The organism is Mycobacterium sp. (assembly GCF_965277065.1).
Lineage (GTDB): Bacteria > Actinomycetota > Actinomycetes > Mycobacteriales > Mycobacteriaceae > Mycobacterium.
Genome location: NZ_CBDIBT010000019.1, coordinates 174856 through 190342 on the forward strand (window position 1 = coordinate 174856; position 15487 = coordinate 190342).

At 67.4% G+C, this 15487-nt stretch carries 15 protein-coding genes; 12 read left to right on the forward strand and 3 right to left on the reverse strand.

The genetic code is table 11. The features are described from left to right. Positions 1-38: 38 nt before the first annotated feature. Complete coding sequence (locus ACQY5A_RS18000; RefSeq protein ID WP_428341707.1) at positions 39-995, reverse strand: electron transfer flavoprotein subunit alpha/FixB family protein; 957 nt, start codon at positions 993-995, stop codon at positions 39-41. Between the two features lie 36 nt (positions 996-1031). After that, on the reverse strand, positions 1032-1832 hold the full coding sequence (locus ACQY5A_RS18005; protein WP_428341708.1) for an electron transfer flavoprotein subunit beta/FixA family protein: 801 nt from the start codon (positions 1830-1832) through the stop codon (positions 1032-1034). A 252-nt stretch (positions 1833-2084) separates the two neighbouring features. Between ACQY5A_RS18005 and ACQY5A_RS18010 the strand changes: the two genes are divergently transcribed. The 4 genes from ACQY5A_RS18010 to ACQY5A_RS18025 are packed head-to-tail and all read left to right on the forward strand — an operon-like array spanning position 2085 to position 7116. After that, a complete protein-coding gene (locus tag ACQY5A_RS18010) occupies positions 2085-2906 on the forward strand; it encodes a class I SAM-dependent methyltransferase (protein WP_428341709.1) in 822 nt (273 codons plus the stop codon). Beyond that, positions 2903-4483 carry a 1,4-alpha-glucan branching protein domain-containing protein gene (locus ACQY5A_RS18015; RefSeq protein ID WP_428341710.1) on the forward strand — a complete coding sequence of 527 codons (1581 nt, stop codon included), beginning with the start codon at positions 2903-2905 and terminating at the stop codon, positions 4481-4483. Before ACQY5A_RS18010 ends, ACQY5A_RS18015 begins: the two co-directional genes overlap by 4 nt. Beyond that, positions 4480-5724, forward strand: coding sequence for a glycosyltransferase family 4 protein (locus tag ACQY5A_RS18020; protein WP_428341711.1), 1245 nt, complete (start codon positions 4480-4482; stop codon positions 5722-5724). The genes ACQY5A_RS18015 and ACQY5A_RS18020 overlap by 4 nt, the downstream gene beginning before the upstream one ends. A gap of 39 nt (positions 5725-5763) precedes the next feature. Beyond that, a complete protein-coding gene (locus tag ACQY5A_RS18025) occupies positions 5764-7116 on the forward strand; it encodes a TIGR01777 family oxidoreductase (RefSeq protein ID WP_428341712.1) in 1353 nt (450 codons plus the stop codon). 8 nt (positions 7117-7124) lie between these two features. On the opposite strand, the gene ACQY5A_RS18030 is transcribed toward ACQY5A_RS18025, so the two are convergent. Then, a complete protein-coding gene (locus tag ACQY5A_RS18030) occupies positions 7125-7748 on the reverse strand; it encodes a TIGR03085 family metal-binding protein (protein ID WP_428341713.1) in 624 nt (207 codons plus the stop codon). Between the two features lie 134 nt (positions 7749-7882). On the opposite strand from ACQY5A_RS18030, the gene ACQY5A_RS18035 reads away from it, so the two are divergent. Genes ACQY5A_RS18035 through ACQY5A_RS18070 form a run of 8 tightly spaced genes read left to right on the forward strand, consistent with a single transcriptional unit; the run spans position 7883 to position 15470 of the window. After that, entirely contained in the window at positions 7883-9073 is a 1191-nt protein-coding gene (locus ACQY5A_RS18035) for a polyprenyl synthetase family protein (protein WP_428341714.1), read from the forward strand. Further along, entirely contained in the window at positions 9073-10605 is a 1533-nt protein-coding gene (gene crtI / locus ACQY5A_RS18040; protein ID WP_428341715.1) for a phytoene desaturase family protein, read from the forward strand. Before ACQY5A_RS18035 ends, crtI begins: the two co-directional genes overlap by 1 nt. Continuing rightward, positions 10602-11564 (forward strand): phytoene/squalene synthase family protein, encoded by a 963-nt coding sequence (locus tag ACQY5A_RS18045; RefSeq protein ID WP_428341716.1) that lies wholly within the window; start codon positions 10602-10604, stop codon positions 11562-11564. The genes crtI and ACQY5A_RS18045 overlap by 4 nt, the downstream gene beginning before the upstream one ends. Then, entirely contained in the window at positions 11564-11935 is a 372-nt protein-coding gene (locus ACQY5A_RS18050) for a lycopene cyclase domain-containing protein (protein WP_428341717.1), read from the forward strand. Before ACQY5A_RS18045 ends, ACQY5A_RS18050 begins: the two co-directional genes overlap by 1 nt. Continuing rightward, positions 11932-12243 (forward strand): lycopene cyclase domain-containing protein, encoded by a 312-nt coding sequence (locus ACQY5A_RS18055; protein WP_428341718.1) that lies wholly within the window; start codon positions 11932-11934, stop codon positions 12241-12243. The genes ACQY5A_RS18050 and ACQY5A_RS18055 overlap by 4 nt, the downstream gene beginning before the upstream one ends. Continuing rightward, positions 12230-12955: a class I SAM-dependent DNA methyltransferase gene (locus ACQY5A_RS18060; protein ID WP_428341719.1), complete on the forward strand. Its 726-nt coding sequence runs from the start codon at positions 12230-12232 to the stop codon at positions 12953-12955. Before ACQY5A_RS18055 ends, ACQY5A_RS18060 begins: the two co-directional genes overlap by 14 nt. Beyond that, complete coding sequence (locus ACQY5A_RS18065) at positions 12952-14475, forward strand: FAD-dependent oxidoreductase (RefSeq protein WP_428341720.1); 1524 nt, start codon at positions 12952-12954, stop codon at positions 14473-14475. Before ACQY5A_RS18060 ends, ACQY5A_RS18065 begins: the two co-directional genes overlap by 4 nt. Further along, a complete protein-coding gene (locus tag ACQY5A_RS18070; protein WP_428341721.1) occupies positions 14472-15470 on the forward strand; it encodes a DUF5914 domain-containing protein in 999 nt (332 codons plus the stop codon). Before ACQY5A_RS18065 ends, ACQY5A_RS18070 begins: the two co-directional genes overlap by 4 nt. The last annotated feature ends 17 nt before the right edge of the window (positions 15471-15487 follow it).

The following is a 15487-nucleotide window of genomic DNA, read 5'->3' on the forward strand; positions in this document are numbered from 1 at the left end:
GGAACGCGCAGGCAGGCGTGCGGGGCTTTCGCGAGTGATCAGCCCTTGCGGGTCTTGACCGCATCGGTGAGCTGCGGCGCGACCTTGAACAGGTCACCGACAATTCCGTAATCGGCGATCTCGAAGATCGGCGCCTCTTCGTCCTTGTTGACCGCGACGATCGTCTTCGAGGTCTGCATGCCGGCGCGGTGCTGGATCGCCCCGGAGATGCCCAGCGCGATGTAGAGCTGCGGGGAGACCGTCTTACCGGTCTGGCCCACCTGGAACTGACCCGGGTAGTAACCGGAGTCCACCGCCGCGCGCGAGGCACCGACCGCGGCACCCAAGGAGTCAGCCAGCTCCTCGACCACGGTGAACTTGTCGGCGCTGCCGACACCACGACCACCGGACACCACGATGGTGGCCTCGGTGAGTTCCGGACGGTCGCCCGCGACCGCGGGCTCGCGCTTGGTGATCTTGGTGGCGTTCTCGGCCGGCGCGGGCACCTCGACGTCGACCTTCTCGCCCGCGCCATCGGAGGGCTCAGCCTCGATCGCGCCTGGCCGGACGGTGATCACCGGGGTGTCGCCGTTGGCCTGGCCCTCGACGGTGAACGCGCCACCGAAGATGGACCACACCGCTTTGTTGTCGGGTTGTACCTCGACCACGTCGACCAGCAGACCTGAACCGATCCGCGCCGCAAGCCGGCCCGCGATCTCTTTGCCGTCGGCATTGGCGGCCAGCAAAACGGCTGCCGGACTGGCGGATTCGGCGAGCGAGGCGAGCACGTCGACGGCCGGGGTGATCAGGAAGCTCTCCGCCGCGTCGGATTCGGCGACGTAGATCTTGGCGGCGCCGGCCGACTTCAGGCCTTCGATCAGCGGCTCGGCGGTGCCAGGCTTGCCCACTACGACGGCGGCCGGTTCGCCCAGAACACGTGCCGCAGTGATCAATTCGGAGGTGACCTTCTTGGGGGCACCTTCAGCGTGCTCGACGAGCACAAGTACTTCAGCCATGAGTTGTCCCGTGTCTTTCGGTTGAAGGTTGACGTCTCAGATGATCTTCTGGCCGACCAGGTACTTGGCGATGTCGCTTCCGCCTTCGCCCTCGTCGGTGATCTTTTCCCCGGCGGTCTTGGGCGGCTTGGGGGTCGACGTCAGCACCTTGGTGCCCGCGTTGCCCAGACCGACCTCGTCGGCTTCGACACCGATCTCGGCCAGTGTGAGCTTGGTGACTTCCTTCTTCTTGGCGGCCATGATGCCTTTGAAGGAGGGGAATCGCGGCTCGTTGATCTTCTCGTTGACGCTCACGACGGCGGGCAGTTTGGCCTCGACAGTGAATACACCGTCGTCGGTCTCGCGCTCGCCGGTGATCTTCTCGCCGTCCAGCGACAGCTTGCGCAAGTGGGTCAGCTGCGGCAGACCCAGATACTCGGCGATGACGGCCGGGACCGCGCCGCCGGTCCCGTCGGTGGCCTCATTGCCGGCGATGACTAGCTCGGTGCCCTCGATGGTCCCCAGCGCGCGCGCCAGCGCCCAGCCGGTCTGGACGACGTCCGAGCCGTGCAGCCCGTCGTCGAGCAGGTGAACGGCTTTGTCGGCGCCCATGGACAGCGCCTTGCGGATCGCCTCGGTGGCCCGCTCCGGACCGGCGGTCAGCACGGTGACCGAGCCCTCGGTGCCGTCGGCGGCTTCCTTCTCCCGGATCAGCAGCGCTTCTTCGACAGCGCGCTCGTTGATCTCGTCCAGCACGGCGTCGGCGGCCTCACGGTCCAGCGTCCAGTCGCCGTCCTTGAGTTTGCGCTCTGACCAGGTGTCCGGGACCTGCTTGATCAGGACCACGATGTTCGTCATGAGAGTGGCTCGTCCTCCTCGAGTGAGTCCCGCAGCCTCGAGCGGCAGGACTAAAGGTCACGTCTTGTGCGACCCGCACCCGCATGTTACTGACCGGTAACTTTGTGCGGTTCGCTCCTTCACCATAGCGGGTCGTCCTGCAGGTTCTGTCCCCCCGGTGCCTTCAGGAGCGGGCGGCGGCCTGCCCCAGGCACCGAATACCCGCCGCTAAGCATTCGCGAACCCTTCACTACGGGTTAGCCTGCCTATTCAATGAGCGCATTCATCCCCGATGCCCCGCACGCGACCGCGGACGCCGCCCTGCCGTTGACCGGTGAACGGACCATCCCGGGCCTTGACGTGGAGAACTACTGGTTTCGCCGCCATGAGGTGGTCTACCAGCAGCTGGCGCAGCGCTGCGTGGGCCGCGATGTGCTCGAGGCGGGCTGCGGCGAAGGCTATGGCGCCGATCTGATCGCCGATGTCGCACGCCAGGTGACCGCCGTGGACTACGACGAGGCGACCGTCGCGCACGTTCGGGAGCACTATCCGCGGGTGCGGGTGATCCAGGGCAATCTTGCCGAGCTGCCGCAGCCTGACCAGTCGTGTGATGTCGTGGTCAACTTCCAGGTCATCGAACATCTGTGGGATCAGCCACAGTTCGTCCGCGAGTGCGCACGGGTCCTGCGTCCGTCCGGCGTGCTGATGATGTCCACGCCGAACCGGATCACGTTCTCGCCAGGCCGCGACACTCCGATCAATCCGTTTCACACCCGCGAGCTCAATGCCCAGGAGCTGACGGAGCTGCTGAGTGAGGCCGGCTTCGCGATCGACGGTGTGTATGGCGTTTTTCACGGGCCGCGGCTCCTCGATCTGGACGCCCGCCACGGCGGCTCGATCGTCGACGCCCAGATCGTGCGCGCCGTTGCCGATGCTCCCTGGCCGGCCGACCTGCTGGCCGACGTCGCGGCCGTGGCCGCTGCGGACTTCGACATCGTCGAAGCCGGCACCGTCGAAACGCGACACATCGACGACAGCCTGGACCTGGTCGCGATCGCGGTGCGCGCCGCCGAGATCGAGGAGCGGCGCCGATGACTGCGACGAAACCTAGCGAGCCGGTGCCCGGGCTGTTCACCCTGGTGCTGCACACCCATTTGCCGTGGCTGGCGCATCACGGCCGCTGGCCGGTCGGCGAGGAGTGGCTCTACCAGTCGTGGGCGGCGTCGTATCTGCCCCTGCTGCGGGTCCTGCGCCGACTGGCCGACGAGGGTCGGCACCGACTGATCACCCTGGGCGTCACCCCGGTCGTGATGGCACAGCTCGATGATCCGTATTGCCTTGACAGGTTGCATCATTGGCTGGCCAACTGGCACCTGCGCGCCGTGGAGGCCGCCAGCGTGCGCCCCGGAGAGTCCACCGATGGATGCCCCGCGTCGGCGCCGGAAGCACTGCAGGCCTTGGGTATTCGCGAGATGGCCGAAACCGCGGAAGCGCTCGAGGATTTCACCACCTACTGGCGTCATGGCGCCAGTCCGTTGCTGCGACGGCTGATCGACGCGGGCACCGTCGAACTACTGGGTGGTCCGCTGGCCCACCCGTTCCAGCCGCTGCTGAATCCGCGACTCCGCGAGTTCGCGCTGCGGGAAGGGTTGGCCGATGCCCGGCAACGGTTGGCGCACACGCCAACTGGAATCTGGGCGCCCGAATGCGCCTACGCCCCGGGCATGGAACACGACTACGCCGCCGCCGGGGTCGGCCATTTCATGGTCGACGGCCCGTCGTTGCACGGCGACACCGCGCTGGGCCGGCCGGTCGGTGACGCGCACGTCGTCGCCTTCGGGCGCGACCTGCACGTGAGTTACCGGGTGTGGTCGCCCAAATCCGGCTATCCGGGTCACGCGGCTTACCGCGACTTCCACACCTACGACCATCGGACCGGCCTCAAGCCGGCCAGGGTCACCGGCCGCAACGTCCCCTCGGAGAAAAAAGCGCCCTACGACCCCGGGCGCGCCGATCACGCAATCGACAGCCACGTCGCGGATTTCGTCGATGTGGTACGGCGCCGACTGCTGTCGGAGTCCGAGCGCATCGGTCGACCCGCGCACGTGGTCGCCGCTTTCGACACCGAGTTGTTCGGCCACTGGTGGTACGAGGGGCCGGCCTGGCTCGAGCGGGTGTTGCGAGCGCTGCCGGAGGCCGGGGTGCGCGTCGGCACGCTGAGCGACGCCACCGGTGCGGGCCTGGTGGGTAGCGCCGTCGATTTGCCGCCCAGCTCTTGGGGTTCCGGCAAAGACTGGCAGGTCTGGTCGGGTGACAAAGTCACCGATCTCGTGCAGCTCAACGCCGAGGTCGTCGACACCGCGCTGGCCTGCGTCGACAAGGCTCTGACCCAGAACGCGTCGCTGGACGGGCCGATCCCCCGCGACCACGTCGCCGATCAGATCCTGCGCGAGACCCTGCTTACGGTGTCCAGCGACTGGCCGTTCATGGTGAGCAAAGACTCTGCCGCCGACTACGCCCGCTATCGAGCTCACCTCCACGCTCACGCCACCCGCGAGATCGCCGGCGCCTTGGCGTCGGGGCGGCGCGAAGTGGCACAGCGCCTCGCCGACGGCTGGAACCGGGCCGACGGCTTGTTCGGCGCCCTCGATGCCCGGAGGCTGCCGCGATGAAAATCCTGATGGTGTCGTGGGAGTACCCACCGGTGGTGATCGGTGGACTGGGCCGCCATGTGCATCACCTGTCGACCGCGCTCGCCGCCGCCGGTCACGAGGTCGTCGTGTTGTCGCGGCGCCCGACCAATACCGACCCGAGCACGCACCCATCGTCAGACGAAATCAACGAGAATGTCCGGCTTGTCGCCGCTGCGCAGGACCCGCACGAGTTCAGCTTCGGCACCGACATGATGGCCTGGACGCTGGCGATGGGCCACGCGATGGTCCGCGCCGGGCTCTCACTCAAGCGACTGCGCAACGACGAGCGGTGGCGACCCGATGTGGTTCACGCGCACGACTGGCTGGTTGCCCATCCGGCGATTGCGCTGGCCGAATTTTATGATGTGCCAATGGTTTCCACGATCCACGCGACGGAGGCCGGGCGGCATTCCGGCTGGGTCTCCGGGGCGATCAGCCGTCAGGTGCACGCGGTCGAGTCGTGGCTGGTGCGTGAATCTGATTCGCTGATCACGTGTTCGGCGTCGATGAGCGAGGAGATCAACGAGCTGTTCGGGCCCGGGCTGGCCGAGACCACCGTGATCCGCAACGGCATCGAGGCGGCGCGCTGGCCATTCGCACGTCGTACGTCACGCACCGGTCCGCCGGAACTGCTGTATGTCGGCCGGCTGGAATACGAGAAGGGTGTGCACGACGCGATCGCCGCGTTGCCACGGATCCGGCGGGCCCACCCCGGCGCCACCCTGACCATCGCGGGCGAAGGCACGCAGCAGGATTGGCTCGTCGAGCAGGCCCGTAAACACCGGGTGCTCAAGGCAACTCACTTCGTCGGTCGGCTCGATCACGACGACCTGCTGGCCGCATTGCATCGTGCCGACACCGCCGTGCTGCCCAGTCATTACGAGCCGTTCGGTCTGGCCGCCCTGGAGGCAGCCGCCGCCGGCACCCCTCTGGTGACTTCGAACATCGGCGGCCTCGGCGAAGCGGTGATCAACGGCGAAACCGGGATGTCCTGCCCGCCGCGCGATGTGGCGCGGCTGGCCAAGGCCGTCATCACGGTGCTCGATGATCCGGCAGCGGCGCAGCGTCGGGCGCGGGCCGCACGACAGCGCCTCACCGCGGATTTCGACTGGCACACGGTGGCCGACGAGACCGCGCAGGTCTACCTGTCTTCCAAGCGCGCGGAGCGCCAGCCGCTGCCTCGGCTGCCCATCTTGGAGCACGCGCTGCCGGATCGGTAGGCAGCAGCGCTCGGGCGACGCGCGAGTACCGTCGGCCCCATGGGACTTGAGTATTCGAGCGTGATCGATGCGCCCATCTACGAGGTGTTCGACTGGCATGCCCGGCCCGGCGCATTCAACCGGCTCACGCCGCCGTGGTCGCCGATGCGCTTGATCGCTGAAGCCGATTCGTTGGAGAACGGGCGCGCCGTACTCGGCCTACCGGGCGGTCTGCGCTGGGTGGCCGATCACCAACCCGACGGCTATGACCCGCCGCGACGCTTCGTCGATGCCATCGGCGCCGACGGCCTGGCGTCGCTGCCGGCCAAGCTGGCGGTGCGCTGGCGGCACACCCACGACTTCGAAGAGGTCAGCGACGGGCGGACGCGAGTGATCGACCGGGTCGCGACACCGGTCCCGGCCAGGGCGTTGCGGCCCATGTTCCGATACCGGCACCAGCAGTTGGCCGACGACATCGCCGCGCACCGGGCAGCGGCCGCCCACGGGTTGACCCCGCTCACCGTCGCCATCAGTGGCGCTTCCGGGCTGGTCGGCGCGCAGTTGGCCGCCTTCCTGTCCACCGGCGGACACCGGGTCGTCCGCCTGGTACGGCACTCGAGCACTAAACCCGATGAGCGGCAATGGAATCCGAACGATCCCAGCCCTGACATCCTGGCCGGTGTCGACGCGGTGATCCACCTCGCGGGTGCCTCGATCGCGGGCCGATTCACCGACGACCACCGCGCCGCGATCCGCGACAGCCGGATCGGGCCCACTCGCCGGCTCGCGGAGCTGATCGCGAAATCCGCCGACGGACCCCGGGTTTTGGTCACCGCGTCGGCGATCGGCTACTACGGATACGACCGGGGCGAGGAGTCCCTGACCGAAGACAGCGAGCGTGGCGAGGGGTTCCTGGCCGACGTGGTCACCGACTGGGAGGACGCGACCACCCCGGCCGCGCAGGCCGGCACCCGCGTGGTGCGGGTGCGCACCGGCATCGTGCAGTCTCCTGCCGGCGGGACGCTGCGGCTGCTCCGACCGCTGTTCTCCGCCGGACTGGGTGGCCGGCTCGGCAGTGGTCAGCAGTGGTTCTCGTGGATCGGAATCGACGATCTCGTCGACGTCTATCATCGCGCGCTGTGGGATGACGACCTGTCCGGTCCGGTTAACGCGGTGGCCGCCGAACCGGTCCGCAACATCGACTACACCCACGTGTTGGCTCACGTGCTGCACCGGCCCGCGCTGCTGCCGGTACCGCCGCTGGGACCGAAGGTGCTCCTCGGCGACCAGGGTGCGCGCGAACTCGCGCTGGCCAATCAGCGGGTGCTGCCTGCGCGACTGCTCGAGGCTGACCATCGCTTTCGTCGGCCCGACCTGGAGCAGACCCTGAGGCATCTGCTGGGGCGTCGCTAGAACCTGCGCTAGAGACCGCGGGGCGCCGCCTGTACCGCGGCAACGGCCTGCGCGTCGCCGTCGAAGCGGAGGCGCACCGCGTCGCGGCCCGCGACGAACAGCAGCAGCTCCTGCGGCTCGCCGGTGATGGTGACTTTGTCTCCGCGACCGACCCGGGCGATGCGGTCACCAGCCGGCGTCTCCAGGTCGAGCTGAGCGGGCAATTTGCCCAACATCATCCGGCTCATCAACCCGAGCTGACGGCGAAGCTGCGTGGCGGTTGTCTCGTCGAGCACCCGTGGCTCCCAGCCATCGACAGCTCGGCGCACGTCCTCGTGATGAATGAACATCTCGCCGAGGTTGGCGACGGGGTCCAGCAGCTTGAACGGCGAGTAGATCGGCGGCCCGGAGGCCACCCGGTCGACCAGGGCGTCCCAACTGGTCGAGGTCGCGGTCTTGTCCTGCACCTTGGCGGTGTAGTCGGCCAGGAACGGGACCGCTAGCCCGAGTGTGGCGTCCAGACGTCGTTCGCGAACCACCAGGTGAGCGGCGAGATCGGTGGTGTTCCAGCCCTCGCAGAGGGTCGGCGCATGCGGCCCCACCGCACGGAACGTGGCCACCAGCGCGGCTCTTTCGTGTTGGGCTGCAGTCATGATTTCCACCATAGGTGAGGGCTCTCGCTGGCGAGCGAAGCAGATGTTCAGTAAGTTAATCTTTAATCTTGTGAAGCGATCCTTGCTTCGCTAGGGCGAACATGTTTGTCTGCGCCGCGTGGGCGGTACAGCGTGTGAGTCCAAGCCGTACAAGCAGGTCGCGACCCGATCCATCGAGAGGGGCCCACGTGGGCGAGGTGCGTGCACTCTCGTTAGCACCGGCCGTAACGCCTGCTGAGCTAGATCAGCAAGGCTGGTCGGATCCCTCGAAATTCGAGGCGTGGCGAACCGGACTGCGCCGCAGAGTCCTCACGCATCTCAGCGGCTTTGTCTCCGCGCGGTGCACGGCCGAACTGGCTGAGTCCGGCGTGGAGGTGGCCGGCGACATCCTGTTGGATTTCGTAGCCGGTGGCAAGTGCCTGCGCTCGACCTACATGTACCTGGGCTGGCTCGCCGGATCCACCGAAAGCGACGAAGCGCTGTCCGCGTCGGCCGGATTGGAACTGCTGCACGCATTCGCGCTACTCCAGGACGACGTCATGGACGCGGCCTCGTCGCGGCGCGGTCGACCTGCCGCGCACATCCGATTCAGTCGGTGGCACCGCGATCGCAAGCTCTCCGGTCCAGCGGATCGATTCGGTGAGTCGGCGGCGACCCTGCTCGGAGATCTCTGCCTGATCTGGGCCGAACAGATGCTACGGGAGAGCGGCGTGGAACACCGGAGTCTGCAGCAGGCGTGGCCGCGCTACGACCTGATGCGCACCGAACTCGCGGTGGGCCAGTTCGCCGATCTCGCAAACGATGTCCGCGATCTGCCGTCGATGGACACCGTCCTCGAGGTGGCACGGCGCAAGTCAGGCAATTACACCGTGCGACGCCCGTTGGAGATCGGCGCGGCCATGAGCGGTTGCAGCGATCGCACGATTTCAGGCCTGAGCCGCTACGGCGAAGCGGTCGGTGAAGCGTTCCAGTTGCGCGATGACCTGCTCGGGGTGTTCGGCGCCGAAGCGGAGACCGGGAAGCCCGACGGCCAAGACCTGATCGAACGCAAGGCCACCAGCGTGGTCATCGCCGCACACCAGATGGCGGACGCGCCGACTCGCCGGCAGCTGACCGAGCTGATGAACACAGGCGATCTCGACGACGACGCCATCAACCGCTGGCGGACATTGATCTTCACCACCGGAGCCGTGCAGTGGATCGAGGACACGATCAGCGACCGGGTCACCTTCGCGCTCGACGAACTCCACCAGCTTCGGATCGGCGATTCGGTGCGGGCCGCGCTGACGAACATGGCCGCCGTATGCACGGAGCGAACCGAATAATGCGCAGCGTGAAAGGTCCGAGCACCCAGGTCGTCGTCGTCGGCGCCGGCCTGGCAGGACTCACCGCTGCTCTGCATCTGGCCGGCCGCGGTCGCGAAGTGACCGTCGTCGAGCGGGAGAGCTGGCCCGGTGGGCGCGCGGGACGCGCCGACATCAACGGCTACCAGCTCGATACCGGGCCGACGGTGCTCACCATGCCCGACATCATCGACGAAGCCTTCGCCGCGGTCGGCGAAAACCTCTCGGACCGGCTGGATTTGATGACCGTCGATCCCGCGTATCGCGCGCAATTCTCCGACGGCAGCAGCCTCGACGTGCACAGCGACGGTGATCGGATGGCCGACGCAGTCGCCGAATTCGCCGGCGGCAAACAGGCCGAAGGCTATCGGAAACTGCGCGACTGGCTGACCCGGTTGTACCGGGCGGAGTTCGACGGCTTCATCTCCGAGAACTTCGATTCCCCACTCTCACTGGTGAATCCGCAACTGGCGCGGCTGACGGCGCTCGGCGGCTTCCGCAAGTGGGACACCATGGTCAATCGCTACGTCTCCGATCCGCGGCTGCGGCGGGTGTTCACCTTCCAGTCGTTGTACGCCGGGGTCGCCCCGAAGCAGGCGCTGGCGGTGTACGCGGTGATCGCCTATATGGACACCATCTCTGGGGTGTACTTCCCGCGCGGCGGGATGCGGGCGTTGCCCGACGCGCTGGCTGCCGCCGCCACCGATGCCGGGGTGCGTTTCGTCTACGGCGCGACGGTCACAGGCCTAGAGCGCAACGGAAGTCGGGTGGCGGCCGTGCTCACCGATACCGAGGCGCGGATCGCCTGCGACTCCGTGGTGTTGACCACTGAGTTGCCTACGACCTACGCGTTGCTCGGCCGCACGCCGCGACGCCTCGGCCGTCTGCGGCCCGCGCCGTCGGCAGTCGTCGCGCATATCGGCCGCAGACAGTCATCGTCGACGACGAACAACGCTCTGGCACACCACAACATCATCTTCGGCGAGGAGTGGGACCGGACGTTCACCGACATCATCCGGGACGGCCGGCTGATGTCGGATCCGTCATTGCTGGTCACGCGCCCGACGGCCAGCGACCCGAGCCTGGCCCCGCAGGACCATGAACTGTTCTACGTCCTCGCCCCGGCGCCGAACCTCGACCGTGGCGTCGTCGACTGGTCGCACATCGGTGACAGCTACACCGAGCAGCTCATCGAAACCGTTGGCGCACGCCTGATTCCGGGCTTCCGCGACGGCGCCGAGGTACTACGCGTCGTCAACCCCGAAGACTGGGCCGCTCAAGGGATGGTGGCCGGCACCCCGTTCGCGCTGGCTCACACGTTCGCCCAGACCGGACCGTTCCGGCCGGCCAATCTGGTGCGGAGCACCGAGAATGCCGTGTTGGCCGGATCGTCGACCGTTCCTGGCGTCGGCGTGCCAACGGCAATGATTTCCGGCCGACTGGCCGCCGACCGCATCACCGGCGTCGGTGAGGGATCGAAACGTACCGTCATCGCGAAAGCCGGCCGGTCATGATCCGCACCGAGCTGAGCGCCGCCGGCATTGACGACCCGGATCTGCGCGGCGCATACCGGCGTTGCCGCACACTCAACGCCGCGCACGGCCGCACGTTTTTCCTGGCGACCCGACTACTGGCGCCGGATCAGCGTCCACCGATCCATGCGCTCTACGGCTTCGCCCGCTATGCCGACGACATTCTCGACGATTTCGATCCGGCGCTCAACGCCAAGATGCGCTCGGCGCGCTTGCAACAACTGTCCGACGAATTCTTCGCCCACCGAGAAGATCCGGACAACCCCGTGCTGGCAGCTGTCGAGCACACCGCGCGGCGCTTCCACATCAGTGACGAGTTGTTCGCCGACTTTCTGACATCCATGCGGATGGACCTGACGATCACCGACTATCCCGACCGCGAGGCGCTCAACCTGTACATGAAAGGCTCGGCGGAATCCATTGGGCTACAGGTACTTCCGATCCTCGGTACGGTTACCGCCGAAGACGAGGCCGCGCCACACGCGGCGGCGCTGGGCAGGGCATTTCAGTTGACGAACTTCCTGCGCGACATTGACGAAGACCTGATGCGTCAACGGGTTTACCTGCCCGCCGACGAGCTGGCCGCCCACGAGGTCGACCGCGACGTGCTGATGTGGTGCCACCACAACCGCCGCACCGACCAGCGGGTGCACAACGCGCTCGTCGATCAGCACCAGGTCGCCCGCGAGGTTTACCGTTACGCCGCAGCCGGTGTCGCGATGCTGGAGCCGCGCTCGCGGCCGTGCGTCACGGCCGCGCTGACGTTGTACTCGGAGATTCTCGACCGCATCGAAGACAGCGACTTCGCAGTGTTCACCCAGCGCGCGACGGTTGGCAACGGGCGGCGGCTGCGCGTCGCCGGTGCCGGCCTGTTGCGCTCGTGGCGGGCACGGCTGGCGCACCCGGCCGGGTCAAGGGTCGGCAGATCTGGTGTGGGGTAATGGATCACTGGCAATATCTGATCGTGCTCGGTGCGTGCCTGGCGATCACTCTGCCGTTGGAGATCTTTCGCCCCGGCGTATACCGGCAAGCGTGGCGGGCCGCGCGCGCGGTGCTACCCGTCGCCGCCGTGTTCGTGCTGTGGGACGAAGTCGCGATCGCCACGCACATCTGGACCTACAACCCGGCCTACGTCACCGGTGTGTACCTCCCGTCCCGCATGCCGATCGAGGAGGTCCTGTTCTTTCTCGTGATTCCGTTGTGCGCCCTGCTGACCTACAACGCGGTCAGCGCCATCCTGCGACTGCGCAACCGGCCGATGACCGCGGGCGACAATGCAGAACGCCGTGATGCCGGGGAGCGGCGCCAATGACGGGCCTGGGCTATTCCGTTCCGGCCGTGGTGTCGGCGCTGGGCGTCGGTGCGCTCGAATTGATGGTTCTGCGTACCGGGCTGTTTCGTCGTCGGGCCTATTGGTTGTCGATGCTGATCGTGATCGGATTCCAGGTTCTGACCGACGGCTGGCTGACCAAGCGCAGCGCCCCGATCGTGGTGTACGACGACCGGCAAACCAGCGGAATCCGGTTTCCGTTCGACATCCCGGTCGAGGACTTCCTGTTCGGCTTCGCCTTGGTCACCGCCGTCCTGCTGCTATGGGAGCGTCAACGTGAGCATCAGTAACGCCGGGCTGCCCCGCGCTGAAGTGCCGGCCGCTTTCGACGTCGGCGCACACGCATACGACCGGTTGGTCGCCTCCAGCCCGGGATACCATGCTCACCTTCGACTTTCGGCTCAACGATTGCAGCTGCCGAACCAGGGCCGCGGGCTGCGGTTGCTCGATGCCGGCTGCGGCACCGGCGCATCGACGGCTGCGTTGCTGAGCGTCGCCCCCCATGCCGAGATCGTGGCCGTCGACGCGTCGCGCGGAATGCTCGACGAAGCGGAGGCCAAATCCTGGCCCTCCTCCGTGCGTTTCGTGCACACGCCGGTAGAAGGCCTCGACGAAAACGGCATCGTCGGTCCGTTCGACGGGATCCTGGCCGCGTATCTGATCCGCAACCTCTCCGACCCCGACACCCAGTTGCGAGCATTGCGCGGCCTGCTGGCACCCCGCGCGCCGCTGGCGGTGCATGATTACTCGGTGCGCGATTCCCCTGTCGCCACCGCCATCTGGCACGCGGTGGCCTGGGGCATCATCATCCCGTCCGGCTGGTTGCGGACCCGCGACGCGACGCTGTACCGGCACTTATGGCGCAGCGTGTTGACCTTCGACGGCGCAACACAATTGCGGCAACGGATGCGCGATGCCGGGTTCACACCGGTGCGCAGCGATACCATGCCGGGCTGGGAAGCCAACATCGCGCACACCTTCCTCGGGCACGCGCCGTCATGACCGACCGGCATCGCCGCACGTTCCCGGCGCCACAGGGCCTGCACAGCGCCGAGGCGCTGGCGTCCCAACCACGAGCCGTCGTCGTTGGTGCCGGAATCGCGGGCCTCGCTGCGGCCACGGGGTTGGCCGAGCGTGGCGTCGCCGTCGACGTCGTCGAGCGCGAGAAATATCTCGGCGGTCGGGTCGGCGCATGGACCGAAAGCTTCGATGGTGCCGACCTTGCAATGAACCGGGGCTTCCACGCCTTCTTCCGGCAGTACTACAACCTGCGGGCGTTGCTGGGCCGCGTCGATCCGAAGCTGTCGATGTTGACCGCGGTCGACGATTACCCGCTCATCGACGGCGACGGCCGTCAGGACACCTTCCGTGGCCTACCCCGCACCCCACCGTGGAACGCGCTTGTATTTGCCTTGCGCAGCCCGACTTTTCGGCTGACCGACCTGGCCAAGATCGACGCGCGAGCCGCAGCGCCGCTTGCCGCGGTGTCGCTGCCCGACATCTTTGACCGCCTCGACCACGTCGACGCCGACACCTTCCTCAAGAGCATCAACTTCCCGGTGGCAGCGCGGCACTTGGCCTTCGAAGTCTTCTCCCGCAGCTTCTTCGCCAGCCCCACCGAGTTGTCGGCCGCGGAACTGGCCACCATGTTCCACATCTACTTCCTCGGCTCCAACGAGGGCCTCATCTTCGACGTCGCCAACGCCAACTACGACACCGCACTGTGGAATCCGTTGCAGCAGTATCTGGAAGGCCTGGGAGTTCGCTTCCATCGAGGCGTTTCGGTGGCGAGCATCAGCAGCGGCCAGGGCCAGGCTTTTCGCGTCCAGACCGATGCCGACGGCCAGTTGGACGCCGACGCCGTCGTGCTGGCCACCGACATCGGTGGACTGCAGCGGATCGTCGAGGCGTCACCCGGGCTCTGCGACGACATGTGGCGGGCACGAATCAAACGGATGCGTACGGCCCCACCGTTCCTGGTGCAGCGACTGTGGCTCGACCGCCCGGTGGCGCGCAGCCGTGCCGCGTTTCTCGGCACCGCCGGCCACGAACCGGTCGACAACATCAGCGTCCTGGAACGCTACGAAAGCGAAGCCGCCGACTGGTCCCGGCGCTGCGGTGGATCTGTCGTCGAATTACATTCGTACGCAGTCGAATCCGCGCAGGCGGACGATGCGATGCTCGATCGTCTGCACGAGCTGTACCCCGAGACCCGCGGCGCGCGCGTCGTCCACGAACGGACGCTGCGTCGCCACGACTGCCCGCTGTTCGCCCCGGGTACCTACGCAAACCGGCCCACCGTCGTCACTTCACGACCCGGGCTGCTGCTGGCCGGCGACGGGGTGCGCATCGACTTACCGGTGGCGCTGATGGAGCGTGCCGCCACCACCGGCTGGACGGCCGCCAACGAGGCACTGCAGCGATGGGGACTCGCCGGCCACGAATTGTCCACTGTTCCCACCCAGGGACGCTCGACACTGCTGCGGTATCTCGTGGGCCGAGAAGGGCGTTCGCGATCATGAACCTCGCCGACAACATGCGCCGCCGCTGGCCCAAAGACTGGCCACTGCAACCGATCCCGCCGGGGGCGTGGACGGGCCAGCGCCCGACCTATCGCGACGCCTCCCCGACCGTCATCGACGCCGCACTCGACCGGTCGCAACGTCGACCCACGGGCAACTGGTACACGTTCGCGGCCAGCCGCGACGTGCGCGACGGACGGCCGTTCGGCACCCGCGTCGCCGGCACCGAGCTGGTCGCCTGGCGCGATCAGCAGTCCCGGCTGTGCGTCGGCCCGCGCAGCTGCCCGCATCTGGGCGCCGATCTGGCGACGGCCACCGTCCACGACGGCGCGTTGATCTGCCGCTGGCACGGGATGTGCCTCGACCGCGACACCGACGAATTCGGTTGGCGGACACTGCCCAGCTACGACGACGGCGTGTTGGCATGGGTCCGGCTCGACAGCGTCGGCGGCGAGCAGCCGCTCGATCGGCCGGTGATCCCGGCCCGGCCGATCGGCGACACACTGGACGCCGTCGCCAGGATGGTCGGCACCTGTGAGCCCTCCGACATCATCGCCAACCGCCTCGATCCGTGGCACGGCGCGTGGTTTCACCCCTATTCGTTCACCCAGCTCGAGGTGCTGACCACTCCCACCGATGAAGTGGACAGCTTCATGGTGGCGGTGACCTTTCGCATCGGCCGGGTCGGGGTCCCCACCGTCGCCGAGTTCATCAGCCCCGAGGCGCGCACCATCGTGATGCGCATCGTGGACGGCGAGGGGGTGGGCAGTGTGGTCGAAACTCACGCGACACCAATTGGATTGGGGCCGGATAAGCTACCCCGAACGGCAGTGATCGAAGCGACTGTCGCCCACTCCGACCGGACCGGCTTCCAGCGGGCACGCCTTGCCGCCCCGCTGATCACCGGGCTCATGCGTGTCGCGGCTGCCCGGCTGTGGAAGGACGACCTCGCCTACGCCGAGCGCCGCTACCAACTGCGTTCCGGCACCGGGTAAACCGGCTGCGCGACGCG